At 68.4% G+C, this 20,339-nt stretch carries 18 protein-coding genes; 16 read left to right on the top strand and 2 right to left on the bottom strand.

The window, feature by feature from the left end; all coding sequences use genetic code 11:
* Positions 1-148: 148 nt before the first annotated feature.
* The 15 genes from E3O18_RS15250 to E3O18_RS15180 all read left to right on the top strand — a co-directional run bounded on the left by E3O18_RS15250 (position 149) and on the right by E3O18_RS15180 (position 16,791).
* Positions 149-949 (top strand): RNA methyltransferase, encoded by an 801-nt coding sequence (locus E3O18_RS15250; RefSeq protein WP_134394598.1) that lies wholly within the window; start codon positions 149-151, stop codon positions 947-949.
* 67 nt (positions 950-1,016) lie between these two features.
* Complete coding sequence (locus E3O18_RS15245; RefSeq protein WP_104101236.1) at positions 1,017-1,805, top strand: amino acid ABC transporter ATP-binding protein; 789 nt, start codon at positions 1,017-1,019, stop codon at positions 1,803-1,805.
* A gap of 37 nt (positions 1,806-1,842) precedes the next feature.
* Positions 1,843-2,712 (top strand): glutamate ABC transporter substrate-binding protein, encoded by an 870-nt coding sequence (locus tag E3O18_RS15240; protein ID WP_134394597.1) that lies wholly within the window; start codon positions 1,843-1,845, stop codon positions 2,710-2,712.
* A gap of 133 nt (positions 2,713-2,845) precedes the next feature.
* Positions 2,846-3,493 (top strand): amino acid ABC transporter permease, encoded by a 648-nt coding sequence (locus tag E3O18_RS15235; RefSeq protein WP_134394595.1) that lies wholly within the window; start codon positions 2,846-2,848, stop codon positions 3,491-3,493.
* On the top strand, positions 3,490-4,413 hold the full coding sequence (locus tag E3O18_RS15230; protein WP_134394593.1) for an amino acid ABC transporter permease: 924 nt from the start codon (positions 3,490-3,492) through the stop codon (positions 4,411-4,413). Before E3O18_RS15235 ends, E3O18_RS15230 begins: the two co-directional genes overlap by 4 nt.
* Before the next feature lie 20 nt (positions 4,414-4,433).
* Positions 4,434-5,474 (top strand): phenylalanine--tRNA ligase subunit alpha, encoded by a 1,041-nt coding sequence (gene pheS / locus E3O18_RS15225; protein ID WP_134394591.1) that lies wholly within the window; start codon positions 4,434-4,436, stop codon positions 5,472-5,474.
* Positions 5,474-8,008 (top strand): phenylalanine--tRNA ligase subunit beta, encoded by a 2,535-nt coding sequence (gene pheT / locus E3O18_RS15220; RefSeq protein ID WP_134418454.1) that lies wholly within the window; start codon positions 5,474-5,476, stop codon positions 8,006-8,008. Before pheS ends, pheT begins: the two co-directional genes overlap by 1 nt.
* A gap of 124 nt (positions 8,009-8,132) precedes the next feature.
* Positions 8,133-9,176, top strand: coding sequence for an N-acetyl-gamma-glutamyl-phosphate reductase (gene argC, locus E3O18_RS15215; protein ID WP_134418453.1), 1,044 nt, complete (start codon positions 8,133-8,135; stop codon positions 9,174-9,176).
* A complete protein-coding gene (argJ, locus tag E3O18_RS15210) occupies positions 9,173-10,345 on the top strand; it encodes a bifunctional glutamate N-acetyltransferase/amino-acid acetyltransferase ArgJ (RefSeq protein WP_134394586.1) in 1,173 nt (390 codons plus the stop codon). Before argC ends, argJ begins: the two co-directional genes overlap by 4 nt.
* The gene (gene argB, locus E3O18_RS15205; RefSeq protein ID WP_134398324.1) at positions 10,342-11,277 is read left to right on the top strand and encodes an acetylglutamate kinase; all 936 of its coding nucleotides are present in this window, start codon (positions 10,342-10,344) and stop codon (positions 11,275-11,277) included. The genes argJ and argB overlap by 4 nt, the downstream gene beginning before the upstream one ends.
* Entirely contained in the window at positions 11,274-12,503 is a 1,230-nt protein-coding gene (locus tag E3O18_RS15200; protein ID WP_134418452.1) for an acetylornithine transaminase, read from the top strand. The genes argB and E3O18_RS15200 overlap by 4 nt, the downstream gene beginning before the upstream one ends.
* Positions 12,504-12,541: 38 nt before the next feature.
* Complete coding sequence (argF, locus tag E3O18_RS15195) at positions 12,542-13,471, top strand: ornithine carbamoyltransferase (protein ID WP_134394581.1); 930 nt, start codon at positions 12,542-12,544, stop codon at positions 13,469-13,471.
* Between the two features lie 62 nt (positions 13,472-13,533).
* Positions 13,534-14,733, top strand: coding sequence for an argininosuccinate synthase (locus E3O18_RS15190; protein ID WP_134394580.1), 1,200 nt, complete (start codon positions 13,534-13,536; stop codon positions 14,731-14,733).
* Between the two features lie 7 nt (positions 14,734-14,740).
* Positions 14,741-16,183: an argininosuccinate lyase gene (argH, locus tag E3O18_RS15185; RefSeq protein ID WP_134418451.1), complete on the top strand. Its 1,443-nt coding sequence runs from the start codon at positions 14,741-14,743 to the stop codon at positions 16,181-16,183.
* Positions 16,180-16,791: a DNA-3-methyladenine glycosylase gene (locus E3O18_RS15180; protein WP_134394578.1), complete on the top strand. Its 612-nt coding sequence runs from the start codon at positions 16,180-16,182 to the stop codon at positions 16,789-16,791. The genes argH and E3O18_RS15180 overlap by 4 nt, the downstream gene beginning before the upstream one ends.
* A gap of 299 nt (positions 16,792-17,090) precedes the next feature.
* Here the strand turns inward: E3O18_RS15180 and E3O18_RS15170 are convergent, their stop codons facing one another.
* Together E3O18_RS15170 and E3O18_RS15165 are read right to left on the bottom strand one after the other, a co-directional pair.
* The gene (locus E3O18_RS15170) at positions 17,091-17,786 is read right to left on the bottom strand and encodes a hypothetical protein (RefSeq protein ID WP_134394577.1); all 696 of its coding nucleotides are present in this window, start codon (positions 17,784-17,786) and stop codon (positions 17,091-17,093) included.
* Positions 17,783-18,433 (bottom strand): DNA-binding protein, encoded by a 651-nt coding sequence (locus tag E3O18_RS15165; protein WP_134394576.1) that lies wholly within the window; start codon positions 18,431-18,433, stop codon positions 17,783-17,785. Before E3O18_RS15165 ends, E3O18_RS15170 begins: the two co-directional genes overlap by 4 nt.
* A gap of 146 nt (positions 18,434-18,579) precedes the next feature.
* Between E3O18_RS15165 and tyrS the strand changes: the two genes are divergently transcribed.
* Positions 18,580-19,881, top strand: coding sequence for a tyrosine--tRNA ligase (tyrS, locus tag E3O18_RS15160; RefSeq protein WP_134394575.1), 1,302 nt, complete (start codon positions 18,580-18,582; stop codon positions 19,879-19,881).
* Positions 19,882-20,339 lie beyond the last annotated feature (458 nt).

Below are 20,339 nucleotides of genomic sequence, written 5' to 3'. Positions count from 1 at the left end.
CAGCCGGCACCAGCACCATCACGCACTCTTCACGGGAGCGGGCCCCGCGCCCGCTCCCGTTTTGCGTGCCCGGGGCCGGTTCGCGGGGTCACCGTGTGCACCCCGAGCGGGAACACAGCCGCCCCGCCCCGGCAAGTAAGCTGGAGGCATGTTAGATAATCCCCGTTCTCCGCGCGTGCGGGCTGTCGCGAAACTGGCGAATCGAGCCGCTCGCTCCGAGACGGGGCTGTTCCTCCTGGAAGGCCCCCAGTCGGTCTCCGAGGCCCTCAACTTCCGGCCCGAGCTCGTTGTGGAGCTCTTCGTGACCCCCACCGCCCTCGAGCGGCACCCCGAGATCGCCCAGGTCGCCCAAGAGGTGGGCACCGAGCTCGAATTCGTCACCGAGCAGGTGCTCGAAACGATGGCCGACACGGTCACGCCGCAGGGTTTCATCGCGGTGTGCCGTCAGTTCCCCACCTCGGTCAAGGACATCTTCGCCAACGAGCCCAAGCTCATCGCCATCCTCGAAGAGGTGCGCGACCCCGGAAACGCCGGCACCATCATCCGTGCCGCGGATGCCGCCGGCGCCGACGCCGTGATCCTCACCGGCCGCAGCGTGGACCTGTACAACCCGAAGGTCGTGCGCTCCTCGACCGGCTCGATCTTCCACCTCCCCGTCGCCGTCAGCGCGACGCTCTCCGACGTGCGCGAACGGGCCCGGTTCGCGGGCCTGCAGATCTTCGCCGCCGACGTCAAGGGCACCGATTTGCTCGCTGCCCGCACCGAGGGGCTTCTGGTCGCGCCGACGGCGTGGCTGTTCGGCAACGAAGCCCGTGGACTGACCGACGAAGATCTCGCCGTGGTCGACCGGTCCATTTCCGTTCCCATCTACGGTCACGCCGAATCGATGAACTTGGCGACGGCCGCCAGTGTTTGCCTGTATGAAAGCGCGTTTGCGCAGCGCAGCTGATCATCACAGCTCGGTAACCACCGGCTTGGTGGTTCTCTGAGACCCTGTTCTAGCCTAGGTTTGGGACATGGAGCCTACAGAATCTGCGCCGGCGACGTCCAACATTACGGTGTTGCGCGGTGAGCCTCTCGTCGTGATCAGCGACGTGGACAAGCACTACGGTGACCTTCACGTGCTGAAGAAGATCAACGCCGTGGTGAACCGTGGCGAGGTCGTGGTGGTGATCGGGCCGAGTGGCTCAGGCAAGTCCACCCTCTGCCGAGCCATCAACCGGCTTGAGACCATCGACGCGGGCGTCATCACGATCGACGGCGTCAAGCTGCCGGCCGAGGGCAAGGCGCTGGCCAAGCTGCGCGCGGACGTCGGAATGGTGTTCCAAGCGTTCAACCTCTTTGCCCACAAAACCGTCCTTGAGAACGTCACCCTCGGACCGATCAAGGTGCGCGGCCTGTCGAAGGCCGAGGCCGAGAAAAAGGCCATGGTCCTCCTCGAGCGCGTCGGTGTGGCCAACCAAGCCAAGAAGATGCCTGCCCAGCTTTCCGGTGGACAGCAGCAGCGGGTCGCGATCGCACGGGCCCTCGCCATGGACCCGAAGGTCATCCTGCTCGACGAGCCCACCAGTGCGCTCGACCCCGAGATGATCAACGAGGTGCTCGAAGTCATGATCAACTTGGCCAACGACGGCATGACCATGATCGTCGTCACGCATGAGATGGGCTTCGCCCGCCGCGCCGCCGACCGGGTCATCTTCATGGCCGAGGGCGAGATCGTCGAGGAGACCACGCCCGAGCAGTTCTTCACCAACCCCCAGAGCTCGAGAGCGAAGGACTTCCTCTCCAAAATACTTGCCCACTAACCGGTGTGCAGGACGACACAGCAATCAGGAGATACCCATGAGACTCAGTAAAGGTCTAATGATTTCGGCCATTGCCCTCGCGAGCGTTCTCACGTTGAGCGGATGTACCGATTCCGCCCAGACGCCCGAGGCCGCACCGGTCGAGGAAACGGTCGAGTTCGAAGCCGGCACCGCCATGGCCGCATTGAACGAGGCCGGGACGATCACCATCGGCACCAAGTTCGACCAGCCGCTGTTCGGCCTCAAAGGCCCGGACAACAACCCGGTCGGCTTCGACGTCGAGATCGGCAAGCTCATCGCCGCGAAACTCGGCATCCCCGCCGACAAGATCAAGTGGACCGAGACCGTCTCGGCCAACCGCGAGCCCTTCCTCCAGAACGGCCAGGTTGACCTCGTCGTCGCGACCTACACGATCAACGACACCCGCAAGGAGGTCGTCGACTTCGCCGGACCGTACTACCAGGCCGGCCAGGACCTGCTTGTGCTCGCCGGCAACCCCGACAAGATCACCGGCCCGGAAGATCTCGCCGGCAAGCCCGTCTGCACCGTAAGCGGCTCGACGTCGGAGAAGAACATCGCCGCGTACACAGACAACGTGATCGCGACCGACACGTACTCCAACTGCTTGGGCCCGCTCCGCAGCGGCGAGGTTGTCGCCGTGACCACGGACAACGTCATCCTGGCCGGCCTCGCCGACCAGAACGCCGGTGAGTTCGAGGTTGTCGACAACCCCTTCACCAAGGAGCCCTACGGCATCGGCCTGAAGAAGGACGACACCGAATTCCGCACCTTCATCAACGATGTGCTCGATGAGGCGTACGAGGATGGCACGTGGGCCGAAGCCTGGGAAGCGACCGCCGGTACCGTGCTCGAGACCCCGACCCCGCCGGCAGTCGACCGGTACTAGTCGCCGAAAGCAGCACCTGCTGATCGGGGCGGCCGCGCCGCACGCGGCCGCCTCGACCAGCACCTTTCCCCGGGCACCCGCACGACCCACCCGCACGACATTCAGATAGTCACTACAGAAGAGGAGGTGAGTTGTGGACGCAGTCATCGAAAACCTGCCCCTGTTTCTGGAGGGCTTCAGAAATACGTTGGGCCTTCTGCTTCTGGCCGGCACGGGAGCGCTCGTGCTCGGCATCATCATCGCTGCCATGCGCATCTCGCCCGTCGCATCCCTGCGCGGATTCGCCACCGTCTACACCGAGATTGTGCGTAACACCCCGCTCACGCTGGTGCTGTTCTTCTGCGCCTACATCCTGCCCTACCTCCAGTTCAGCCCAGGCTACTTCGTGCTCGCCACGATCGGACTGACCGTCTACACCTCGCCGTTCGTCGCCGAAGCCCTGCGCTCGGGCGTCAACGGTGTGCACGTGGGTCAGGCCGAGGCCGCCCGCAGCGTGGGTCTGACCTTCACGCAGACCCTCTCGTTCGTCGTCATGCCCCAGGCGGTGCGCATGGTCATCCCGCCGCTCATCAATGTGTTCATCGCCCTGACGAAGAACACCTCGGTCGCCGGCGCCTTCTTCGTCTTCGAACTTTTCGGCGCCGCCCGTAAGATCACCAACGATCGCGGCGATGAGGTGCTCGCGATCTTGCTCGCCGTGGCAGTCTTCTACCTCCTGGTCACCATCTCGCTCGGCCTGATCGCCGGGCGGGTCGAGAAGAAGGTGGCGGTTCTCCGATGACTTCCGTGCTCTACGACGCTCCGGGCCCCAAGGCCATCTTCCGTTCCCGGCTGTTCTCCGTGGTGGCCGGCCTCGTCATCGCCGCCGGCCTGGTCTGGCTGATCCTGGCGCTGGGTGCGCCCAAAACCAGCGCCAACGGCGCCGTTCAGCCGGGCCTTTGGGACGTCTCCCGGTGGGACGTCTTCGCCGACCGCGAGGTCTGGCGCACGCTCGGCCGCGGAGCGCTGAACACTCTCCGAATGGCCGGCGTCGCCGCCGCATTCGCCCTGGTGCTCGGTGTGCTGTTCTCTTTCGGGCGCGTCTCCGACACTAAATGGATTCGGATCCCGACCACGGTCCTGCTCGAATTCGTGCGCGGCATGCCCGTGCTGCTGATGATGCTTTTCATCCTCCTCGTCTTCTCCACCGGCTCCTTCTGGGCCGGTGTCGCCGCCCTCTCCGTCTATAACGGCGCGATCATCGGCGAGGCGCTGCGGGCCGGTATCAAAAGCCTGCCTCGCGGCCAGCGCGAGGCCGGGCTGGCCATCGGGCTCACCCCCGTGGCGACCCGGTTCCGGATCGAGTTCCCCCAGGCGTTCCGGCAGATGCTGCCAATCATCATCGCGCAACTCGTCGTGCTCCTCAAGGACACGTCCCTGGCGTTCGTGGTCGGCTACGAGGAGCTCCTCCGCAGCGGGCTGTACAACCTGACGAACTTCTTCGGCAGCCGGTACTCCTTCTCCTTCTTCCTCGTCGTGCTCGCGATCTACCTGACGATGAACCTGCTGCTCTCCTGGCTGGCCCGCGTCATCGCCCGCCGCACCGGCTCCAAGTCCGGCGGCGTCACCACGGACACGAAGGCGCCACCTGAGAAGCCCCTCGATCCCGAGGTCGTCTACCCCGCTGCGCTCGGCAACCAGATGGGCGCCCGGGGGCTCTAGCGGCACTAAACTTGTGCCTTGTGTCTGACCCCACTGAGATCTCCGAACCAGTCGTGAGCGCGGCCGTCGACGCCGCACTCGCCGCCATTGACGCCGCGAACGACTCCGCGGCCCTGAAAACCGTGCGCACCGCGCACACCGGCGAGGCCTCCCCGCTGGCCCGGCTCAACGCGCTGATGCGCAGCGTGCCGGGCAACCAGAAGGCCACCGCCGGCAAGCTCCTCGGCCAGGCCCGCGGTGCCGTCGCCCAGGCGTTCGCCGCCCGCGAGGCCGCGATCACCGAGGCTGAGGCAACCGCTCAGCTTGCGGCCGAAACGGTCGACGTGACCGCGGCGGCCTCCACTTGGAGGCCCGGCGCGCGGCATCCGCTCACCCTGTTGCAGGAGCGCGTCGCGGATGTCTTCGTCGGCATGGGCTGGGAGGTCGCCGAGGGCCCCGAGCTCGAGAGCGAGTGGTTCAACTTCGACGCCCTCAATTTCGACGAGGACCACCCGGCCCGCGCCATGCAGGACACCTTCTTCATCGACCCGCCCGAGGCGCACCTGGTGCTGCGCACCCACACCTCTCCGGTGCAGCTGCGTGCCCTGTTGTCGCGCGAACTGCCCGTCTACGTCGTCGCGCCCGGCCGGGTGTTCCGCACCGACGAGCTTGACGCCACGCACACGCCCGTGTTCCACCAGATCGAGGGCATCGCCGTTGACAAGGGTCTGACCATGGCGCACCTGCGCGGCACCCTCAACCACTTCGTGCAGGCCATGTTCGGCCCCGAGGCGAAGGTGCGCCTGCGCCCCAACTACTTCCCGTTCACCGAGCCGAGCGCCGAACTCGACCTGTGGCACCCGACCTTCAAGGACGGCCCCCGCTGGATCGAGTGGGGCGGCTGCGGCATGGTCAACGCCAATGTGTTGCGTTCCGCCGGGATCGACCCGGAGGTCTACTCCGGATTCGCGTTCGGCGTCGGCGTCGAACGGGCCCTGATGTTCCGAAACGATGTGAAGGATATGCACGACATGGTCGAAGGCGACGTCCGGTTCAGCCAGCAGTACGGGATGACCGTCTGATGCGCGTTCCACTGAGCTGGCTGGGCGAGTTCGTCGACCTGGCCCCGGGCGCCACGCCCGAAGACGTGCACGCGGCCCTGGTGAGCGTGGGACTCGAAGAGGAGGAGATCCACCGCTTCGAGCTGACCGGTCCGATCGTGGTCGGCCAGGTGCTCGAGTTCGTCGGCGAAGAGCAGACCAATGGCAAGACCATCAACTGGTGCCAGGTGCGCGTGGCACCGGGGGATGAACTCGCGGCCGATGGCGGCCCGGCCGTGCACGGCATCGTCTGCGGCGCCCACAACTTCGTCGTCGGTGACAAGGTCGTCGTGACCCTGCCCGGCGCCGTGCTGCCCGGCCCGTTCCCGATCGCGCCGCGCACGACCTACGGCCACGTGTCCGACGGCATGATCGCCTCGGCCCGCGAGCTCGGCCTCGGCGACGAGCACGACGGCATCCTGGTGCTCGGCAGCCTCGGGCTCGACCCCGCGATCGGCACGGATGCGATCGCCCTCCTCGGCCTGGACGACACCGCCGTCGAGATCAACGTCACGCCCGACCGGGGCTACGCCTTCTCGATCCGTGGCGTCGCCCGCGAGTACGCGCACGCCACCGGTGCTGCCTTCCGTGACCCGGCGCTCTCCGTCACCGCGGACGCGTCCACGGTCGCCTTCCCGGTCACCATCGCCGATCAGGCCCCGGTCCGCGGTCGCGTCGGCGCGAGCGTGTTCGTCACCCGCGCGGTGCGCGGCGTGGACCCCACCCGGCCGTCTCCGGCCTGGTTGATCGCCCGGCTGAAGCTGGCCGGCATCCGTTCGATTTCGTTGATCGTCGACGTCACGAACTACGTGATGATCGAGCTCGGCCAGCCGATCCACGGCTACGACCTGGACAAGCTGACCGGCGGCATCACCGTGCGCCGCGCGCAGCCGGGCGAGAAGCTCGCCACCCTCGACGACGTCACCCGCACCCTGAACGCCGAAGACTTGCTGATCACCGACGAGTCCGGGCCGATCGGTCTGGCCGGCGTGATGGGCGGTCAGAGCACCGAGATCGGCTCCGCCACCACGAATGTGCTGATCGAGGCCGCGAACTTCGACCCGGTATCGATCGCTCGCACGGCCCGCCGGCACAAGCTTCCCAGCGAGGCATCCCGCAGGTTCGAGCGCGGGGTGGACCCGGCCGTGGCCGCGGTCGCCGCCGCCCGCGTCGTTCAGCTGCTGGTCGAGCTCGCCGGGGGAGAGGCCGACGGCCTCGGCTCCCTGCACGACGCCACGCCTGATGCCGAGCCGATCTTCCTGCCGACCGGCTTCATCTCCGGCCTGATCGGACTCGATTACACCCGGGACGAGGTGCGCACCTCGCTGGCCGAGATCGGCGCCTCGCTCGAGGAGACCGAGACCGGGCTGAACGTCACCGCCCCGAGCTGGCGCCCCGACCTGACCGACAAGTGGACCCTGGCCGAGGAGGTCGCCCGCATCGTCGGCTACGACCGGATCCCCTCGGTGCTGCCCGTCGCCCCGCCCGGGCGCGGCCTCACCCACGCACAGACCCTGCGCCGCCAGGTGGCGCAGACCCTCGCCGCCACCGGCCACACCGAGGTGCTCGCGTACCCGTTCGTGGCGGAGAAGTCGAACAACTCGTTCGGGCGGCCCGTCGGCCCGAATGTGCCGCAGATCCGGGTCGCCAACCCCCTCGACGGAGAGTCGCCGTTCCTGCGCACGTCGATCCTGCCCGGGCTGCTGCAGATCGCACACCGCAACCGCTCGCGCGGCCTCACCGACCTGGCCGTCTTCGAACTGGGCCTGGTGTTCCGGCCGGTGGCGGACATCCGTTACGGCGGCTCCGTCGTGCCGCCCGGCGCGGTGCGCCCGAGCGTGCAGTTGGAGGCCGAGCTCAACGCGGGCATCCCCCCGCAGCCCCTGTCGGTGGCGGTGGTGCTGACCGGCTCCGTCGTGCGGCACCAGCCGGGGCAGCCCGCCGTGGCCGCAGGGTGGCAGCACGCCCTCGCCGCGGTGCAGCAGGTCGCGCTGGCCGCCGGCGTTCCGATCATGGTTCGCCAGGGTTCGCACCAGGCGATGCACCCCGGCCGCACCGCCGAGCTGTTCGTGACGACGGATGCCGGCATGACCTCGGTCGGCTACGCCGGCGAACTGCTGCCCAGCATCGCCCGCGACGCGGACCTGCCCGCGGTCGTCGCGGTTGCCGAGATCGACCTGACCGCCGTGTTCGCTGAGGCCGGCGCCGAGCTGCGCGCCACCCCGATCGCCACGATGCCGGCCGCCACACAGGACCTGTCCCTCGTGGTCGACGCCGGCGTGCCGGCCGCTGACGTGCTCCGCACGGTGCTCGAGGGCTGCGGGCCGCTGCTCGACCACGCCGAACTCGTCGACGACTACCGCGGCACGGGCGTGCCGTCCGGGCGCAAGTCACTGACGTTCGCGCTGCGGTTCCGGGCGCCGGAGCGCACCCTCACCGCCAAGGAGGCCAGCGACGCCAAGCTCGCCGGCGTCGCGGTGGCCGCCGCCCGCTTCGGGGCCACTCTCCGCGAGTAGCGCGGGCTGGCGCCCGCTCCGCGCGCCGAGTGTCGCCCGTTCTGCCGAGAGTCACCGCCCGGGCGGCGATTATCTGCGCGAACGGCGATTCTCGGCGCGCGGGACGGCGCGCTAAGTTGGGAACATGTCTTTTTCGGTGGCGGTGGCAGGTGCGAGTGGCTACGCGGGCGGTGAATTGTTGCGTCTGCTCGCCGGGCACCCCGACTTCGAGGTGCGCACGGTCACGGCGCACAGCACTGCCGGGCGGCGTCTGATCGACGCCCAGCCGCACCTGCGCTCGCTCGCGCACCTCACCCTGGTCGACACGACGCCCGAAACCCTCGCCGGGCACGATGTGGTGTTCCTCGCCCTGCCCCATGGGGCATCCGGTGCCCTCACCGCGCACCTTTCCGCCGACACGCTCGTCGTGGACTGCGGTGCCGACCACCGGCTCGAAAGTGAGAGCGACTGGGCGGCGTTCTACGGGGGCGACTACTTCGGCGCCTGGACCTACGGCGTGCCCGAGCTCCCGGTGGCCGGCGGCACGCAGCGCTCCCGGTTGGCCGGCTCCCGGCGCGTCGCCGCCCCCGGCTGCAACGCGAGCACGGTGGCGTTGGCGCTGGCGCCGGGCATCCGTGCCGGGGTGATCGAGCCCGAAGACTTGGCCGCAGTGCTCGCGGTCGGACCCTCCGGCGCCGGCAAGAGCCTGACGCTGCCGAACCTCGCAAGCGAGATCCTCGGCTCCGCGAACCCCTACGCGGTCGGCGGCGTGCACCGCCATATCCCCGAAATCCAGCAGAGCCTGCGCTGGGCCGGGGCCTCGAACCCGACCATCTCATTCACCCCGGTGATCGTGCCGATGTCGCGGGGCATCCTCTGCACCGCGACGGCCCGTCTCGTGCCCGGTACATCCGGCGCCGCGGTGCGCGCCGCCTGGGAAGCGACCTACGCCGACGAACCGTTCGTATATGTGCTGCCGGAGGGCCGATTCCCGCGCACGAGCGATGTGCTCGGCGCCAACACCGCGCTGATCGGCCTCGCCGTCGACGAGGCCGTGGGCCGCGTCGTGACGATCACCGCCGTCGACAATCTCACCAAGGGCACCGCCGGTGCCGCCATCCAGTCCGCCAACCTGGCGCTGGGACTGCCCGAAACCACGGGCCTGAGCACGAATGGAGTTGCCCCATGAGTGTCACCGCCCCCGCCGGGTTTGCCGCTGCCGGAGTCACGGCCGGCCTGAAACAGTCCGGCGGGCTCGACCTCGCCGTCGTGCAGAACCTCGGCCCGCTCACCAGCGCGGCCAGCGTTTTCACCAGTAACCGGTGCAAGGCGAACCCGGTGCTCTGGAGCGAGCAGGTCATGAAGGGCGGCCGGGTCAAGGCCGTCGTGCTCAACTCGGGCGGCGCGAACTGCTACACCGGCAGCATCGGCTTCCAGACCACGCACGCCACCGCCGAGGCCATCGCCGACCGCTTGGAGATCTCCGCCGGCGAGGTGCTGGTCTGTTCCACCGGCCTGATCGGCGAACAGCTCGACCTCGGCACGATCACCGCCGGCGTGTGGGACGCGACCCTCGCGCTGCAGGGTGAGAAGGCCACCTCCGACGCCGCCGGCCTGGCCGCGGCTCAGGCGATCATGACCACCGACACCACACCCAAGCAGACCGTGCTCGTTTCCGACACCGGCTGGACCATCGGCGGCATGGCCAAGGGCGCCGGCATGCTCGCGCCTGGCCTGGCCACCATGCTCGTGGTGCTGACCACCGACGCCGTGCTCGACTCCGAGCAGCTGGACGTGGCCCTCCGTCAGGCCACCCGGGTCACGTTCGACCGCCTCGACTCAGACGGCTGCATGTCCACCAACGACACTGTCACCCTCCTCGGCTCCGGGGCGAGCGGGGTCACCGCCGACCTGGCCGAATTCACGGATGCCCTCATCGCCATCTGCCAGGACCTCACCCTGCAGCTGCAGGCCGACGCCGAAGGGTCCGCCCACGACGTCGCCATCACGGTGCGGCACGCCGGCACCGAGGCCGACGCCGTCATGGTCGCCCGCGCGGTCTCCCGCAGCAACTTGTTCAAGACCGCGATCTTCGGCAACGACCCGAATTGGGGCCGCGTGCTCGCGGCGGTCGGTACGACGGATGCCGCCTTCGACCCCTACGGCATCGACGTCGCCATCAACGGCGTGCAGGTCTGCACCGCGGGGGAACCCGATCAGCCGCGCGAGCTCGTCGACCTGACCCCCCGCTCGGTCTCCGTACTGATCGACCTGCACGAGGGCGACGAGACGGCCACCATCTGGACCAACGACCTCACCCACGCCTACGTCGAAGAGAACAGCGCGTACTCGAGTTGAACCCGGTCCACGAAACCCCCGGCGACGAGACGACCCCCGGCGACGCGAGGAACAGCCGGGCGGCGGCAGCCGTCAAGGCCGCCACGCTGATTGAGTCGCTGCCCTGGCTCAAGCGGTTCCACGACCAGATCATCGTGGTCAAGTTCGGCGGCAACGCCATGGTCAGCGAGGCGCTGAAGCGCGCGTTCGCCGAAGACATGGTGTACCTGCGTTATGCCGGCATCCGCCCCGTCGTCGTGCACGGCGGCGGCCCGCAGATCTCCGCGATGCTCGACCGCCTCGGCATCGAGAGCGAGTTCCGCGGCGGCTACCGGGTGACCACGCCCGAGGCGATGGACGTCGTGCGGATGGTGCTCACCGGCCAGATCAACCGTGAGCTCGTCAGCCGCATCAACCAGCACGGCCCGCTCTCCGCCGGGCTGTCCGGCGAGGACGCCGGGCTGTTTCAGGGCCGTCGCCGCGGCACCGTCATCGACGGCGACGAGGTCGACCTCGGCCTCGTCGGCGACGTGATCGGCGTCGACCCCGAGGCCGTGCTCGCCCAGCTCGCCGCCGGCCGTATACCGGTCGTCTCCTCGATCGCACCCGACACGGATGTCCCGGGCCAGTCCCTGAACATCAACGCCGACGCCGCTGCCGCCGCCCTCGCGGTCGCGCTCGGCGCCGCCAAACTGGTCATCCTGACCGATGTCGCGGGGCTGTACAGCGACTGGCCCAACCGCGACTCGCTGGTGTCGGTCATCGACGTGGACTCGCTTCGCTCCCTGCTGCCGGGCCTCGAGTCGGGAATGATCCCCAAGATGACGGCCTGCCTCGACGCGGTCGAGGGTGGCGTCGCGAAGGCGGCCATCATCGACGGCCGGGTACCACACTCGATCCTGCTCGAGGTCTTCACCGGCAGCGGGATTGGAACCGAAGTGGTCCCGGCATGAGCGACACGCACCCAGAATCGAGCACTGCACAGATGGCCGACTCCGGCACCCCCGACTGGCGCGAGCGTTTCAGTGCCGCCATGATGCACACGATCGCACCGCCGCTGGCGATGCTCGTGCGCGGGAAGGGGTGCTACGTCTGGGACGACGAGGGAACGAAGTACCTCGACTTCCTCGCCGGAATCGCCGTGAACTCGCTCGGCCACGCGCATCCGGCTCTCGTCGCCGCGGTCACCGACCAGGTCGGCCGGCTTGCCCACGTCTCGAACTACTTCGCGTCGCCACCGCAGCTGAAACTGGCCGAACGGCTCAAGCGCCTCACCGGTGCGGGACAGGCCGGCCGGGTCTACTTCTGCAATTCCGGCGCCGAGGCCAACGAGGCCGCATTCAAGCTGGCCCGACTGAACACCGACGGTGGCAGCCGGACCCGCATCCTCTCCCTGCACGACTCGTTCCACGGCCGCACGATGGGGGCTCTCGCCCTCTCCGGCAAGCCGGCCATGCGCGAGCCGTTCCTGCCGGTCCCCGAGGGGGTCGAGCACATCCACGCCACGCTCGAGGGGCTGGACGCCGCGATCGACGAGACCGTCGCCGCCCTCTTCCTCGAGCCCGTGCAGGGCGAGGCCGGGGTGGTCGACCTGCCCGCTGGGTTCCTGCGCCGCGCCCGCGAACTGTGCACCCGAAACGGCGTGCTGCTCATCCTCGACGAGGTGCAGACCGGCGCCGGCCGCACCGGCGAGTGGTTCGCCTACCAGTACGACGGAATCCAGCCGGATGCGCTCACGCTGGCGAAGGGGATCGGCGGCGGCCTGCCCATCGGCGCCCTCATCACCTTCGGGGCGGCGTCGGAGCTGTTCCAGCGCGGCCAGCACGGCTCGACCTATGCCGGCAACCCGCTCGTCACGGCCGCCGCCAACGCCGTGCTCGGCGCCATCGAGGCCGACGGCCTGGTCGCCAACGCCGCGCGGCGCGGCGAGCAGCTGCGGGAGATCCTCGCCGGTTTCGGTTCCCCCCTCATCGGCGAGGTGCGCGGCCGCGGGCTCCTGCTCGGTGTCGGGCTGACCGAACCGGTCGCCACCCGCCTGGCGGCCGCGGCCCAGAGCAACGGCTTGATCGTGAACGCCGCAAACGAGTCCACCATCCGTCTGGCCCCGCCCCTCATCGTCGGCGACGACGAACTGGCCGACTTCGAGCGCCGATTCGGGCTCGCTCTGACCAGCCTCTAGAGTTGAACGATCTATTCCCCAGAAGCGAAAGTGACACCGTGACCCGCCATTTCCTGCGCGACGACGACATCTCACCGGCCGAACAGGCCGAGATCCTCGACCTTGCCCTGGAACTCAAGCGTGACCGATTCGCGGTCAAGCCTCTGGCCGGCCCGCAGACCGTGGCTGTCATCTTCGACAAGTCATCGACCCGCACCCGGGTCTCCTTCGCCGTGGGGATCGCCGACCTCGGCGGCAGCCCGCTGATCATCAGCACGGCGAACAGCCAGCTCGGTGGCAAGGAAACCGCCTCCGACACGGCCCGCGTGCTCGAGCGCCAGGTGGCCGCGATCGTCTGGCGCACCTACGGCCAGGCCGGACTCGAGGAGATGGCCCTCGGCACCACGGTGCCCGTCGTCAATGCGCTGTCCGATGACTTCCACCCCTGCCAATTGCTCGCCGACCTGCTCACCATCCGTGAGCACCGCGGCGACCTGGCCGGTCAGACCCTCGCGTTCCTCGGCGACGGCGCCTGCAATATGGGCCAGTCCTACCTGCTCGCCGGCGCGACCGCGGGCATGCACGTGCGCATCGCCTCCCCGGTCGGGTACGCGCCCACCGATGCGGTCGTTGCGGACGCCGCGGCGATCGCCCTGCGCACCGGCGGCTCCGTGGAGCTCTTCACCGACCCGGGCGCGGCCGTCACCGGCGTCGACGTGGTCGTCACCGACACCTGGGTGTCGATGGGCAAGGAAGAGGAGAAGGCCACCCGCCTGGGTGACCTCAGTCGCTACCGTGTGGACACCGCCCTGATGGCGCTCGCGAAGCCCGACGCGCACTTCCTGCACTGTCTGCCGGCTGACCGAGGTTACGAGGTGACCGCCGACGTCATCGACGGCGAGCAGAGCATCATCTGGGACGAGGCAGAAAATCGCCTGCATGCCCAGAAGGCGCTGCTCGTCTGGCTGCTCACCCACAACAGCGCCTAACGCCCCGGCGGGCGTCAGAGCGTGACCGTAAACTTGAACAGATCGAATTTTTAGGGAGAACCATGGCTGAACGCGTTGTGCTGGCATATTCGGGCGGACTCGATACCTCGGTTGGCATCGGCTGGCTGAAGGACGCGACCGGCAAAGAGGTCGTGGCCCTCGCCATCGACGTGGGACAGAGCGGCGAGGATATGGACGTCATCCGCCAGCGCGCCCTGGACTGCGGTGCCGTCGAGTCCATCGTCGTCGACGCGAAGGACGAGTTCGCCAGCGATTACGTCGTGCCGGCCCTCAAGGCCAACGCGCTCTACCAGAAGCGTTATCCGCTGGTCTCCGCGCTCAGCCGCCCGCTGATCGCCAAGTACCTCGCCTCCACGGCTAAGGAGCTCGGCGCGAACAGCGTCGCGCACGGCTGCACCGGCAAGGGCAACGACCAGGTGCGCTTCGAGGCCGCCGTCGCCGCCCTCGCGCCCGAGCTCACCTCGCTCGCCCCGGTGCGCGACTTCGCCCTCACCCGGGACAAAGCCATCGAATACGCGGCGCTGCACAACCTGCCCATCGCACAGTCGAAGAAGAGCCCCTACTCGATCGACCAGAACGTCTACGGCCGTGCGGTCGAGACCGGCTTCCTCGAAGACCCGTGGAACGCCCCGATCGAAGACCTCTACACCTACACGCAGGACCCGGCCGTGACTCGCGAGCCCACCGAGGTCGTCATCAGCTTCGACCAGGGTGTTCCCGTCGCGATCGACGGCGTCGCCGTCACGCCGCTGCGGGCCATCGAAATGATGAACCTCCTCGCCGGCAACCAGGGCGTCGGACGCATCGACATCGTCGAGGACCGCCTCGTCGGCATCAAGAGCCGCGAGGTCTACGAGGCCCCCGCCGGCATCGCCCTGATCGCCGCGCACGAAGAGCTCGAGAACATGACCGTCGAACGCGACCTGGCCCGCTACAAGCGCTCGGTCGAATCGAAGTGGGCGGAACTCGTCTACGACGGCCTCTGGTTCTCCGGCCTCAAGCGGGCCCTCGACGTGTTCATCGATGAGACGCAGAAGCACGTGACCGGCGACATCCGTTTGAAGATGCACGCCGGCTCCGCCGTCGTCACCGGGCGGAAGTCGTCGAAGAGCCTCTACGACTTCAACCTCGCCACCTACGACACCGGGGACACTTTCGACCAGTCCATGGCCAAGGGTTTTATCGAGCTGTGGTCGCTGCCGAGCAAGATCTCGGCTCGCCGCGACCTCGCCGGCAAGTAGGGCCGACGTGGCTGGCGACAAGGACACGACCGAGAACCGCGCGGGCAAGGCGGGCGCCCTCTGGGGCGGCCGCTTCGCCGGGGGACCGTCACCGGAACTGGCGAAGCTGAGCAAGTCGACCCAGTTCGACTGGCCGCTGGCTCCCTACGACATCCGCGGCTCCCAGGCCCACGCGCGGGCCCTGGCCGCGGCCGGTTACCTGACGGAACCGGAACTTGTCGCCATGATCTCCGGCCTCGACACCCTGATGCAGGCCGTGCTCGACGAGGGCTTCCTGCCGGAAGAATCCGACGAGGATGTGCATTCGGCCCTGGAACGAGGCCTGATCGACATCGTCGGCGTCGAACTCGGCGGCAAGCTGCGCGCCGGCCGCAGCCGCAACGACCAGGTCGCCACTTTGGTGCGGATGCTGCTCCGCGACAAGGCGCAGGGGATCTCCGCCCACGTGATCGACCTGATCGACGCCCTGGCGTCGCAGGCCGAGGCGAACGCCGACGCCATCATGCCGGGCCGCACGCACCTGCAGCACGCCCAACCGGTGCTGCTCGCCCATCACCTGTTCGCGCACTGCTGGCCGCTCGTGCGCGACCTCGAGCGGTTCACCGACTGGAACACGCGCGCCGACTTCTCGCCCTATGGGTCGGGTGCCCTGGCCGGCAACACGCTCGGCCTCGACGCCAACCTGGTGGCGGCCGACCTCGGCTTCAGCGCCGTGGTCGAGAACTCGATCGACGGCACCGCGAGCCGCGACCTGGTCGCCGAGTTCGCGTACATCACCGCCCAGATCGGTATCGACCTGTCCCGTCTGGCCGAGGAGATCATCCTCTGGAATACCCGCGAGTTCGGTTTCGTCACCCTCGACGACTCCTACTCCACCGGCTCGTCGATCATGCCGCAGAAGAAGAACCCGGACATCGCCGAGCTGGCCCGCGGCAAGTCGGGGCGCCTGATCGGCAACCTGACCGGTCTGCTGACCACTCTCAAGGGGTTGCCGCTCGCCTACAACCGCGACCTGCAGGAAGACAAGGAGCCCGTCTTCGACTCGATCGAGACGCTCGAGGTGCTCCTGCCGGCCTTCAGCGGAATGATCGCGACCCTGACCTTCCACACCGAACGGATGGCCGAGCTCGCCCCCCAGGGATTCTCCCTGGCCACCGACGTCGCCGAGTGGCTCGTCAAGCAGCAGGTCACGTTCCGGGACGCGCACGAAATCACGGGTTCGCTGGTGAAGTTCGCGGAGCGGAACGGGCTCGACCTGCACGAGGTGGACGACGTCGCGCTGCTCGCGCTGTCGCCGCACCTCACGCCGGACGTGCGCGAGGTACTCACCATCACCGGTTCGGTGTCCCGCCGCGACGGCCAGGGCGGGACCGCCCCGGTGCGCGTGGCCGAGCAGCGCGCGGCGCTCGTCACCCGGGTGCGCGCGCTGGCAGCTGCGCTCGGCAGGTGACACTCGCCGACGGCATCCTGGCGCGACCGGCGGTTGAGGTCGGGCCACGGTTGTTGGGCGCGCTGCTCGGCCGCGCCGGGGTGCGGCTGCGCATCACCGAGGTGGAGGCCTACCTCGGGCCGGGGCTCGACCCCGGCTCGCACGCCTTCCGTGGCCAGACCCGGCGGAACGCGTCGATGTTCGGCGCGAGCGGCCACCTCTACGCGTACTTCAGCTACGGCATGCACGTCTGTGCGAACATCGTCTGCTCGCCGGGCGGCGAGGCGTCCGCCGTGCTGCTGCGCGCCGGCGAGATCGTCGACGGTGTCGCCGAGGCACGGATGCGCCGCCCCACCTCACGCAGCGACCGCGACCTGGCGCGCGGCCCGGCCCGGCTCACGCTGGCGCTCGGCATCGGGCTGGGAGACGACGGTGCGAACCTCGGTGAGGCACCGTTCACGCTGACCCTGCCTCCCCAACCGGTCGCTTTCCGCAGCGGACCCCGCACCGGGGTGGGCGGAGCCGGCGGGGGAGCGGAGTATCCGTGGCGATTCTGGATCCCGGGCGACGCGTCGGTGTCGCCGTACCGGCGGCATCCGAAGCTGGGCGCTGAGCCCGACTCTCGCTAGCCCCGCGTCGTCGACAGGCGCGGGCCGTCACCGGGGCCCGCGCTGCGGCATCCGGCGTCACGCAATCACGGAGATTTTCGGGAAACGCGGGCTTCGGTGGCGTGCCGACCGGCGTGGCGCGAAAAACTCCGAGGTGACGTCAGCGCGATCGGCAGGGATGTCCCGGGTCGCGCGGGAGGTTCGGGTCTCCGGGGCCCGTCAAGCTCGACCGCCGACCGCCGACCGCCGACCGCCGACCGCCGACCGCCGACCGCCGACCGCCGACCGCCGACCGCCGACCGCCGACCGCCGACCGGCGCCTACGTCAGGGCGATCTGCACCAGGGCGGCGCACGCGCACGCCCAGATCAGGCTCGCCAGCGTGCCGATGATGAACCGCTCCCGGGCCTCGGCCGTGGCCAGCTCGGTGAACCGACCGACGCCCTTGATCGCCACGACGACCGCGATGGCTTCCGGGAAGCCCGCCAGGATCGCTCCGGCCACGGCGAGGCGCTCCAGGATTCCGATCATCAATCCACCGCGCAGCACCTCGTGCACGAAAGCGCCGTGCGTTCCGGCCGTCCCCTCAGCATCGGGTGCACCCGTGGCAGCCGGTGCAGCCGGTGCATCCGGCGCGCCGGCATCAACCCCGGACGCGCGGCCCGGCTCCGGCGTCACGGGCGCACCGCCGTTCTCGACCAGGATCCCGCCATGCTGGCCCTGGGGCACGGAGTTGTTCGTGGCCAGCCTCAGCGTAAGCAGCGCCGCCGGGCCGCCGCCGACCACGGCGAGACCGAGGGCCACCATGCCGAGGAGCACGCCCGACACGGTCGCGCCTCCGGGCGAGGGGAGGGCGGCGATCATCAGGGCCGCAGCGAGGGCGCCGCCGGAGATTGCGGCGAACTGAGGCTTCCGGCGCCGGAACGCGAGAATGGCGAAGACCAGCGATCCGGTGGTGACGACCAGAAGGGACAACCAGTAGAGGTAGGCAACGATCGGGAAGGACGAGGAGATCATGCGGCAGGGTCCGTTTCGGTCGTGGCGTGCTCGAGGTTCTCCAGCAGCCTAACGAGTGCGGGCTGGGCGGACTGGTCGACCCTCCAGAGGGCGACTCGGATGCGCTGGCTGACGGCGGCGGGGGAAACGCCGAGCTCGGCGGCGATCTCGACCTGGGACATCCCGCTCGCCAGCAGGTCGATGGCCGCCCAACCCTCCTGCGAGCGACGCTGGCGAAGGAGCAGCAGATTGGTGATGAGCGCTTCCACCCCGTCGGCGTCGAGCAGCGGAGCAGTACGGCCAGCAGTACGGCCAGCGGCCGGATCAACCTCGAGACTGAACCGGGCCTCGGCCTTCTTTGCCCGCGTCACGGCCGCGCGCGCCGCGACGAACGCACCGCCGGAGGCCTGCCGGGTTGTTTCTGGAAGAGGGGTGCGCACCTCGCCGATGCCGAGCCCGATGCTCCAATGGCCCGCGCGATGCAGTGAGAGAACGGCGGCAAGGGCCGAGCCGGCGTCGGGCAGCAGTAGCTGGATCTCATCGCCGGAGGTCTGGTCGGGCGGCAGCGTGAACGCCGGGCCGTACGCGGCCACGAGCTCGGCGATCATCTCGCCGGCCCGATCGCGATCGTTGCGGCTGTCGACCTGATCGGCTGTGATGACGAACATGGGCGGGTCCTCCGACGGAATTGGCGGGCTGATATGAAGCTTCCACGGTGAATCTACATTAATTCACCCTATAGGCTTAATATCTTCCGATCAAGGTGTGGTCCCGAATTCCCGGGCAGCGAGTCGGGCGCTGATATCCTTGACTCGTGTCAGATCCAGCCATCCTCACCCTGCAAGCCAACGACCCGACCTTTGACGACGTCTGGGAGGAGATCTCCTGGCGAGGCCTGGTGCAGGTGTCCACCGACACCACCGAACTGCGTGAGCTGCTCGCCGGCCCGCCGGTCACGTTCTACTGCGGCTTCGACCCGACCGCCCCGAGCCTGCACCTCGGCAACCTCGTGCAGCTGCTGCTCATGCGCCGGCTGCAACTGGCCGGGCATAAGCCCCTCGGCCTGGTCGGCGGGTCCACCGGACTGATCGGTGACCCGCGCCCCACGGCCGAACGTACCCTGAACTCTCGGGATGTCGTCGGCGAGTGGGTGGGCTACCTCCAGGCCCAGGTCTCGCGCTTTCTGAGCTCGGAGGGCGACAACGCCGTCACCCTGGTGAACAACCTGGACTGGACCGCCCCGCTCAGCGCCATCGACTTCCTGCGCGACATCGGCAAGTACTTCCGGGTCGGCAGCATGCTCAAGAAGGATGCCGTGAGCGCCCGGCTGAATTCCGACGCCGGCATCAGCTACACCGAGTTCAGTTACCAGGTACTGCAGGGGATGGACTTCCTCGAGCTCTTCCGCACGTCCGGCTGCGTGCTGCAGACCGGAGGTAGCGACCAGTGGGGCAACCTCACCAGCGGTATCGACCTCATCCGCAAGGCGGAGGGGAAGGGCGCCCACGCCATCGGCACCCCGTTGATCACCAACAGTGACGGCACCAAATTCGGCAAGAGCGAGGGCAACGCGGTCTGGCTCGACCCCACCCTCACCAGCCCGTACGCGTTCTACCAGTTCTGGCTCAACACCGACGATGCCGATGTCATCAACCGGCTGAAGGTGTTCACCTTCCTCACCCGGGCCGACATCGAGGAGCTCGAGAGTGCCGTGGCGACCGAACCGTTCAAACGCCTCGCCCAGCGCACGCTCGCCGTGTCGGTGACAAGCCTCGTTCACGGGCGTGCCGCAACGGATGCCGCCATCCAGGCCGCGCATGCCCTCTTCGGCCAGGGTGAACTCTCCGATCTCGACGAAGCCACCCTCGAAGCCGCCCTGCGGGAACTCCCGAACACCACCACCGCCCCGCACGCCCCCGTGGTGCAGCTGCTGGTCGACACCGGACTCAGCATGAGTCTGAGCGAAGCCCGCCGTGCCATCAGCCAGGGTGGGGTCTACCTCAACAACGTGAAGGTGCTGAGCGACGACCAAACCATCGAGGGGGCCGTTCTTCCCGGGGGAGTCGCCGTGCTCCGCCGCGGGAAGAAGACCCTGGCCGGCGTTTTCGTCGTCTGATTCAGAGCCGGATACCGCCCGGTCGTTCCGCCCAGTTNGTTGGGGCGTGACACGCCCGGGCGGTTGCTGGTTTTGACGGCCCGGTGTGACGGCCGTAATGTATTCAAACGTACCCCACAGGTGCGGAAAGCCGCAGAGCTTCCCGGCCTCATGTGGAACCACAGTTTTAGCTTCGTCTCATGCTTGTTCCTGTTTCAGGTGAGTGTGGGGGAGGCCTAAGATGGTAACTCTCTCCGGCTGCGTGTCTGGTCTGGTGGGTGGTTGTTCGAGTCGCTTTGGTGCACTCGGAATCGGCTGCTTTCCGTGATTTGACAGGGATTAGTCGGCTGGGTAAGTTATACAAGTTGCCTCGAAGCGACAGCCCGTTATGGGGCTTGAAGTCGAGTGCGTCCGATCCTTGAGAACTCAACAGCGTGCACAATGTCAAATGCCAAAAACCTCGTGGTTTGGATCCGTTT

Origin of the sequence: Cryobacterium sp. TMT2-42-4 (assembly GCF_004402645.1) — a bacterium.
In the GTDB taxonomy this organism is placed as follows: domain Bacteria; phylum Actinomycetota; class Actinomycetes; order Actinomycetales; family Microbacteriaceae; genus Cryobacterium; species Cryobacterium sandaracinum.
The sequence above is the reverse complement of the archived record's forward strand: the minus strand, read 5'-3'. Positions and strand labels throughout refer to the sequence as shown.